Below are 8383 nucleotides of genomic sequence, written 5' to 3' on the forward strand. Positions count from 1 at the left end.
AATGTTTTACCTGGCACAGGGCGACCCTCTTTTTTGGCTTTATCTCGCCAATGATACAGGGTTTGGTAGGAGATCCCCTCACTGCGAGCCACTTCCGTGACCGTCATATTGTGGGGAGGTAATAATTTCTTTAAGACAGCGTCTTTACGTTCAGGTGAATATCGTTCCATTGAGCTCTCATTGACCGCCCCCTTTATTTAATTATTGGATGATTTTAAGGGGTGACAACAATCCTGACACAGGGGGCCCTGATGCTGTTGCATTTGCCAAGATAAGAAATGCAATGGAACATTGCTCGTTAAAGATCGTTGATGATTTTGGTAATAGTTTATCTAAAAGTGACATATTATTTCATCAACATTACCTTGATGAGTTGATAGAGAAAAAAAGCGTGTTAGAGAATCAACTCACAGAGCTTTACTCTGAGCTTAGTAAAGCTAAAAAGGAGAGAGATGTTGCTGCTAAAGCATCTCTTGAGGAAGAGATGCTAAAATTAAATAAAGATTTAACCAAAACAGATAGCGCTATTTCCGATAAAGAGAAACGCTCGAATCATTCCCTACTGATTACAGATAAAAAATTTGAAGAGCGACTACTGGATCTCATGAAGTTAGTCAGAAGCTCAATAGTCTATCTATCATTAGCCATAAACCTAGATGAGAAGCGTAAACCCAAAAATGGTGTAATCGCTATGCCAATGTCAGTCCCATTAAAGAGCGACCAAATAAATATCGAGTGATTAGATTTAGTAAGGAAAAAATAATCGTCCAAAGTGGTAGTAGCTATCTGGATAACTTAGAAAGGGGCAAAAGCTTTTAGCCAGATGAACAGTTCAATGGTCGTAAAGATTGGCATTGTGGCAACTGTGACCGTTGGCGGCATGGATGCCGCCGTCGAGCCCTCAGGGATGAGTTTATGGCGTGTCACAGGGGAAACAATGACAATTCATCCTGTACACCTGACGACAAACTTATCTAGTTTTGGGGCAATATCTTTTAGCCAGATGAACAGTTCAGTGGTCGTTAAGATTGCCACCGTTGCAACAGTGATCGTTGGTGGCATGGATGCTCATTTACATCTATGTGATCGCAACATTCGATTCTTGTAATCAAGAGCCATATACAGCAGATGCCGCTGTCGAGCCTATAGGGCTACTTCATGTGAAATAAAAGGGCGGCGTGTCACTGGGGAAGCAGTGGCAATGCATATAACGCAATATACGATTCAGCCGCCTTACTGATTTAGCTAGAAGATTGGCTTTGATGAGTTCAAACAGTCAGGATTTTAAACTCATTACTCTTGCAAGTTAGAGACTTGTGTAGTGACAATAGTGTTTGCCCGTAAGAGCAAAATGAGACAATAAAGTTTGCCCGTAAGTGTAATAGCATAATAAAGTTTGAGCACTTTCAAACTCACTTCGGGACATTTCTGGGTTAGACTTTTAGTTTGAACTACTGAGTTTCATATAGGTAAAGCCCTGCTAAGGTGTGAGCAAAGCAATACCGACGCAGCTCAACCACCTTCGACACTGAGTACTACGCATAGTAAAAGTGCCGGACCACGCTTAAACCGTTTGTATGGATAACACACTAATCTGATTTCTGGAACAGATAAGAAACCTAAAAGCCAGCAATCCCGTACTGAGACCAAATAAAGCCCTAGCGGGGTTTAAAAGGACTGCGGTATTAATTCGTTGCCTGCAAGCGTCCTGCGCGCTGTCTCTCCCGAACCTCTGCCTGTTGTGTAATCAGACCCTGAATCTGAGAATAGAGCTGTGCATTCTCGTTGTCTCGATCAGCAACAGTCACTACCAACGCATATGGTTCCTCTTCAAGAACATCAGGATGGTTCCATTCTCGGTCCTGCCGAATCACCACCACGAACCATTTTTCCTTGGGATTGCGTTTCCTGAACGTCCAGCGAGAAGACTGAACCGTGCCGCGGCTTCGTTGCTGAGCCGAAATATCGCGGTTAGATACAGCATCATCATTCCGGGATTCAACGTCAGTTTTACTAGCCTGATTAAAGTACTTTTGAACTTCATCCAAAGATGTCCCTTTCACAAGGCGGAAGCTGATCTGAGTGGCCAGATACTCGATTCTAGTCGTACGAACCGCTGGCGAATATGCAAGCGTTACGGTGAGTTCACGTGTGCTCAGGGTCTTTCGCAAGAAGTCTGCAGGCAAAGGCAACTCGAAGAACTGACACGAATCCTTTTCAATGCTTTGCTCCGAGATCAATACGACTGTGTTATCGGATGATCGGAATAGTTCCCCCTCATTTACTGCCCCGTAGCCAGCCACATCCCTTGCTACATCGCGGTGTAGCGTACTCTTGTCTTCTTTGTAGGCATTCCTGAAATTTTCAGAGAACGTCGTTGCAACCTCTTTGGGCAGGTAGGCCTGGTTTACCAGCATGGCACGGATCAAGTTAGCAGACGATGCGGGGTATTCGTTGAGCAGACGCCCAGCCAGATGTGTGATATATGGTGCAGCCAAGCTGGTTCCACTGACCTCCTTGAAAATCGTATTGCCTACGAACTCGTGGTTGAACGTTAGTACACCTAGCCCTCTCTCGATTTGCCGCCACTGACTATCTACATGCCTCATGGGACACGCCAAGTTGCCACCTGTTGCCACGAGGTCAGGCTTGAATGCCCCTTTAACAGAGGGTCCATGCCGAGTGAACGGTGATGGCTGGTTTTCGGATGCCGGTGAGAGCTGATAGATTTCAGGGAAGCGTTGTGTATCGACTGTGGCGTTATGCCGAGCAATGCTCCCTACTGTCAACACGGACATAGCGGGAGCAGGATCAATGATCGAGCTCTGTTCTGCCAGCAGGTACTCAGGGTACTCATCCCGCCAGCTATTAACCGGAACAGCTGGGTTCTCCGACCCACAGAAATTCCCGGTCGATACCACAAACAGGATATTATGTCTCCTAGAAAGAACATCAAGAATGTAAGCAAGACCTCGCACATGCATACCATCGTAGGGTGCATTGCTGTTCCCCAGCGAGAGATTGAAGATCCGGCAACCAAGCTCGACAAAGTGCTCTACAGCCTGGGTCAGCGAAGCCTCAAGAGAATGCTCGTTGTATACCGCATTACCGGTTTGAGGGCACTTCTTCATCACCTTACCGTTGTAGAGCCAGAACTGAGGCCGCCAGAAATTACCTTCATTGCAAGCTTCGACATCGCCGTATAGCACAACCCCAGCCACTGCCGTCCCATGACCTGCTAGATCCGTTTCTCCCTCTTCATCAACAAAGGAAGCGCTTTCAGCCATCGCGGGCCGCAAAAGCGGGTGGTTTGCGTTGATACCGCTATCAAGAATGCAGATTCGAGAGGCCCCAATTGTTGGGGATGGGATATCCCGGGGGAGTTCGTTGATATCTCTGTTCAGCTGTTGAACACTTATGCCTGTGGCAGGAATAAGATCGACCATACGAACATCGCGGTGATTCAGTAACAGCTGTGCTTGATCTGGTGTCACCATCACCCTATACATCACAAGGCTGTCCAGATTGATCCTATCGAGTCGCCTGATACCAGCCCCGTCGAGCCAACGCTCGAAGGCCGTGATTAAACGAATGCGGTTAGGATTGTTCGTAACCTCAACAGGCCAAAGCTCCACATCGAGCTTAAACTCTTCTGCCTGAGGCAAACCGAAATGGTTAAGTGCCCAGCTCATCCGATCTTCAGCAGACCATACCTCAATGCTCTCGATTGCCTCCAATATTTGCTTGTAGGTTAATGTAACACCTAAAACACCGAGCTTATTCAGATGGTCAGCGAACTGAATTAAGCCAATCTCCGTAGCAAACACCACACAAAGCTGCTTGTTCTCTTGACTAATGAATTCCAAGCCATGAGCGGTAAGATTGGTGAAGGTCAATGCACCCTCATATTTGAGCTTGAGGACGAAAGGGGAGTCGGCTGAAGAACCTATCTGCCTTTTTGCTTGCCCTTCTGCAGTCGCAAAGTAGGCATTGAGCCTCTGGCCGTGAGCACGTTTATCTGTGCGAGTTACAAAATGTGGAGGATTCTTGGTCCGACGTGGATTGTTCAAGACTTCCCTGGTAATACTAAGATGCTTGTAAGTCGTCACAACTTCTTCCTTGATAGCTGATATTTAGAACTTCCGGAGATTTTCCCGTGCTAGTGCACTTTTCAGTTCCTTGATGGTCAGGAACTCCTGTCCTCTAAGGATCATCCGCTTAGCTGCGCGTCGAATGACTCTCTCTATATCGGCGCCACTTTTTCCCTTAAATTCCTGTATTACTTCCTTATCGTCAATCTCAAACTGGCGCCGGATACCACGTAGCTTCAGGGTCAAGATATCTGCCAGCTGTTTTGTATCCGGAAGTGGAAACTCAATGGATTCATCAAATCGCCTCCAAATGGCCGAATCAAGGATCTGTTCGTGGTTTGTAGCAGCAAGAATCAGGCTGCTGCCTTCATACGAATCCATCATTTGAAGAACGGCATTCACTACCCTGCGTAGCTCTCCATGGTCTCCACTATCGCCCCGCTCTTTACCGATTGCATCAAACTCATCGAACAATGCAACCAGAGAATTCTGTGAGATGAAATCAAAAACTTTTCGAAGATTTGCCGCTGTTTCACCGAGAAAAGAGGAAACCAAGGCGTCCAATCGAACGATGGCTAACGGTCGATCAAGTTCAAAAGCTACGACCTCTGCAGCCAGCGTCTTCCCACATCCCGGCGGACCGAAGAAAATAACCTTAGTTGCAGGCTTCATCCCGTAGCTGCGCAAGACATCATCTCTCCGGTTTTCCTCCAGAATCTCCTCCAGAGCAACAGCGCTGCTGGGAGGAAGAATTACCTCATCAAGAGAGCGCTTGGGTGTCCAGATATCCAACAGTGGCAGACCGCGCTCTTTATCCATTGGAATGTCATAATGGACGCGATGGGTATTACTAGCGGCTCGCGAATTAACGTCTCCGCCGTATAGAATCTGTTCTAAGTCGTTTGCGAGGAGGTGGTGTTGTTTTTGGCGTTCATCTTCGATAACAGCCTGCGATGCACGACGAAATGCATCAGCATCGCCTATCGTGCCAGCTCGGAATAACTGCCGGAGAACCTTCCCATTCGCCATTTACTTGCCCACCATGTAACTAATTGTTTACTAAATGATTACTAGCAAAGCTTTTCACCCTGAACAGCTTGCAATAATCAAACTTGTATTTTGGATTACAAAAGGAAAAATACTATTCCTTTGCTCATGCATCTAATTATACTTGAAATTAACGCTCGCCTCACAAATGAATATCTTACTTGGGCGATGTGTAGCGGCTTGCACTCATAATCCCTTCGGGGCATTTACATCCGTCAAACTGGGCTCACATTAATTGATAATAAGCCGGGCCACCGACTCACATTAACTGCCTATAGGCGCAAATTAACTAACAACGAGCTTGCATTCATCTTGGCAGACTCACATTAATTGCCACTAAACCATGACCCAATAAGCTCGCAGAGAGTCGAGACATGCTGTATCCGCGGACGAGCAACTAGGCTTTAATGTAATGGTCAATGAGAACTGGCCATTACAAATGGGGCAGAAGCGCGTTTATATAGAGAGCATCTACCATTAACAGATCTAGGCTTAACACCACGTACAACGAGATGTCATCCGACCGCCATTTTCGCAGGTTGTATGTTCCTTTAAACCTAATGTAGGTCAACACAACAGATTATGTTTATGCCAAAAAATATTCTGTCGCTTTACCAATTTTTTCACGTCCGAGTATTCCAGCAGTAACCATATCATCAAGTTTTTGCTTTACCGTGTTGTAACTTACCCCCAGCAATCTTTCAGTCTCTCTCGCTGTAATCGTAGGTTTTTTTCGATGACGAGGCTCACCAGCAACAAAGCCTATAATTTTTTTCTCAATATCTTTTAAGCCAGAATACTGCTCGTCTAATTCATTCATTCGATATGCTGCACGCTCATATATAGACATAAATTCAGTAATAGCCCGATTGATAACACTTAACTGATACTTGATAAAATACGTTAAATCTAAGTTGTCATGCTCACAATCCAAATAGCTTTGGCCATATTGAATTGGCATTTTTTTCAATAATGCTGAAATCGTAATGTAACGGAATCCGGTATAGCCACACTTAAACATATACCAATAGAACAAAGCTCTTGCCACCCGACCATTACCATCAAAGAAGGGATGAACATAGCCGATCACAAAATGCAGAGTTATGGCCCGTATAACGGGATGAACCTTATCGTCAGTCGAGTTTAGCCAATTTGCTACCCGAGACAATAAGCGCTCGATAGCATCATGCTTTGGCGGCTGATGAACAGTTTCACCTGCAGAGTTAACCACAACCACATTATCTCGTACTCTAAATGCTCCCGATGTGTACTTTTTCTGATCTAGAGCCTGGGTGCCAACCTTGTGCAGCTCTTGTATCAACTCAATACTGAGCGGCTCATCTTTGAGGGCCCACGCAGCTTGCATCAAATCAAAGCTCCCTAAAATCATGCGCTCATCCTCTGTCCGAGGCTTACGCTTTTTCCTGAGCATTTCTTTTGCAAGAATAGTCGTTGTCGTGGCCCCCTCTAACTGACTACTAGATATCGCCTCATCATCAATTAAGTTGTTTTTTAAGTGCTCGAAATGCGCGCTCTCTCCTATCTGCTCAAGAATCCCAAGCATCGCACCATGAGTGGTATAGCAATCAATCTGCGATAAAACCCGACTAAACTCATGCAGGTTATTGAATCGGCAATTTGTAATAAAATCTGGGGATTGTAACAACGCTTGATTAACGGACTCAGGCAGATCGGGCGGTAATGGCTTATCTTCTAATGGCGCTAGATTTATTAATGCGTTATTTCGAGACAACCGCATTAGCCACCAGCAGTATTTGGCGTCTAAGCCAGACTTGACTCTGCGCCTAAATTCATTAAATGAATGGTACTCATCAAGCAGGTAAATGTAGTCCTTGTATTTATTGGGATCATCGCCCTGATTGCCAATCTCAAGCAAAACATCGCCTATCGTCTCAAAAGGACACTCAGGCGGAGCAAAATACTTACCAGACATAACTTTCATCTCAAAAAACAAATATATTGAGGCAAGATTGATCGAGTTAGTACAGTTTAGCCAGTTTTTGTTACATAGAACCTCAGTCTCAATCTTACTGTCATAACGTTCATATGCTTCATTGGACAAGTTTAGATAGGACAAACTTGCATAACAGGATGTAAACGGCCTTTTACACTAACGAACTAATGAGCAATAGCAATGTAGAATATAATTACTGAGATTAAGCCACGGAGCCACTAGCACCGTCTTTCGCCACCCGCTTATACAAACTGCTCGTCAATTGCCGACAGCATGGTGGCCAGTTCATCAGTACGGGCAAACACTGCTGTGGCAGACCAACGTTGACCACCAAATAGCATCGCTAAGCCAGGTTATAATGCAACTTGTACGCAAACGAACAATAGCCGTATTCTTTTATCAGTCTTGCAACGTTAGGTACATTTTCACGTAAGACCTCTGCAGCATCAAATGCTGGCATATCAAGCTTATTGGCATCGTTTTCGGTCTCTATTTCAATTAGGCATTTTCTTATCTCATCGAATGAAAAAAACGTTAACCCTATTGAGAAGTAGGGACCCGCAAAGTCCTTAATCACTTCTTCAGTACCTGATGCAATGATGTAAGTTAGCCCTTCTCCTGTCGCAAAATACTCACCAAAACCGATAATGTTCTGCTTCATAACGCCTCCATTATTAAAAATAATGATCATCTGTATTAGTGTACTCATCAATCACATTGTTCGCTTAACTCACAAATTCAACAACTGAATCTCCCGTCTCAGGAACCAACATCTTCATGATTTTCATTGATTGCGGGGACAGCAAAAACTGATGCTGCTTAAAATTAGAACTCGAAAACGTCAACAGATCTCCATCGAGGGGAAAACCTCTCATATAAAGAAACTCACGATCCCACTAGTCATGTAAGCAACTTACGAATCTGGCCCCAACTTCGCAGCGCCATAACAGATTAAGGCAATGGCTCCCCCCATAAACAATTGCTTTTTACATATTCAATAGTGAATTGATGTATCTACTAAGCCCTGAAGGATCCCCTCATAAATCAGCCATAGCATAGCCATATTTGAGCAACTGATTGGCGAATAATACCCAGGCCGCCAGCAATTCTTTCTCCGTGATTTGATAATCAGGCCGCCTGAGTACCTCCAATCCCAAGCGAATCGTTGAGAGTACCGTTCGATGCCCAATGGTATTGGCCTGAAAATGCTTATCCCAGCCCTGTTGCTGTGCGTGTAAACCAACTAGCCACAACAGGCATTGAACCATCA

7 protein-coding genes and 1 pseudogene are annotated in these 8383 nt (G+C 45.0%); 2 read left to right on the forward strand and 6 right to left on the reverse strand.

Features of this window, described 5'->3' with window-relative positions; genetic code table 11:
* Positions 1–170 (reverse strand): transposase (locus L5M18_RS22290; RefSeq protein WP_263195311.1); only part of this gene is annotated, 170 nt, incomplete at its 3' end.
* A gap of 113 nt (positions 171–283) precedes the next feature.
* On the opposite strand from L5M18_RS22290, the gene L5M18_RS22295 reads away from it, so the two are divergent.
* Together L5M18_RS22295 and L5M18_RS22300 are read left to right on the forward strand one after the other, a co-directional pair.
* A complete protein-coding gene (locus L5M18_RS22295) occupies positions 284–739 on the forward strand; it encodes an LA2681 family HEPN domain-containing protein (protein ID WP_263198643.1) in 456 nt (151 codons plus the stop codon).
* 96 nt (positions 740–835) lie between these two features.
* Positions 836–1108: a hypothetical protein gene (locus L5M18_RS22300; RefSeq protein WP_263198644.1), complete on the forward strand. Its 273-nt coding sequence runs from the start codon at positions 836–838 to the stop codon at positions 1106–1108.
* 577 nt (positions 1109–1685) lie between these two features.
* Here the strand turns inward: L5M18_RS22300 and L5M18_RS22305 are convergent.
* The 5 genes and pseudogenes from L5M18_RS22305 to L5M18_RS22325 form a co-directional block, all read right to left on the reverse strand.
* Positions 1686–4109: a S8 family peptidase gene (locus L5M18_RS22305; protein ID WP_263198645.1), complete on the reverse strand. Its 2424-nt coding sequence runs from the start codon at positions 4107–4109 to the stop codon at positions 1686–1688.
* Positions 4110–4133: 24 nt separating this feature from the next.
* Positions 4134–5120, reverse strand: coding sequence for an AAA family ATPase (locus tag L5M18_RS22310; protein ID WP_259582539.1), 987 nt, complete (start codon positions 5118–5120; stop codon positions 4134–4136).
* Positions 5121–5724: 604 nt separating this feature from the next.
* Positions 5725–7092 (reverse strand): Fic family protein, encoded by a 1368-nt coding sequence (locus tag L5M18_RS22315; RefSeq protein ID WP_263198646.1) that lies wholly within the window; start codon positions 7090–7092, stop codon positions 5725–5727.
* Positions 7093–7456: 364 nt separating this feature from the next.
* Positions 7457–7774 (reverse strand): hypothetical protein, encoded by a 318-nt coding sequence (locus L5M18_RS22320; protein WP_158683022.1) that lies wholly within the window; start codon positions 7772–7774, stop codon positions 7457–7459.
* 376 nt (positions 7775–8150) lie between these two features.
* A pseudogene (locus tag L5M18_RS22325) lies at positions 8151–8383 on the reverse strand (IS4 family transposase); the annotation flags it as partial.

The organism is Shewanella sp. SM20, assembly GCF_025654545.1.
In the GTDB taxonomy this organism is placed as follows: Bacteria; Pseudomonadota; Gammaproteobacteria; order Enterobacterales; family Shewanellaceae; genus Shewanella; species Shewanella oncorhynchi.

Coding starts and splice junctions, on each gene's coding strand:
- L5M18_RS22310 (WP_259582539.1), bottom strand. CDS start 5,120: ATGGCGAATGGGAAGGTTCTCCGGCAGTTATTCCGAGCTGGCACGATA.
- L5M18_RS22315 (WP_263198646.1), bottom strand. CDS start 7,092: ATGTCTGGTAAGTATTTTGCTCCGCCTGAGTGTCCTTTTGAGACGATA.
- L5M18_RS22320 (WP_158683022.1), bottom strand. CDS start 7,774: ATGAAGCAGAACATTATCGGTTTTGGTGAGTATTTTGCGACAGGAGAA.
- L5M18_RS22300 (WP_263198644.1), top strand. CDS start 836: ATGGTCGTAAAGATTGGCATTGTGGCAACTGTGACCGTTGGCGGCATG.
- L5M18_RS22295 (WP_263198643.1), top strand. CDS start 284: ATGGAACATTGCTCGTTAAAGATCGTTGATGATTTTGGTAATAGTTTA.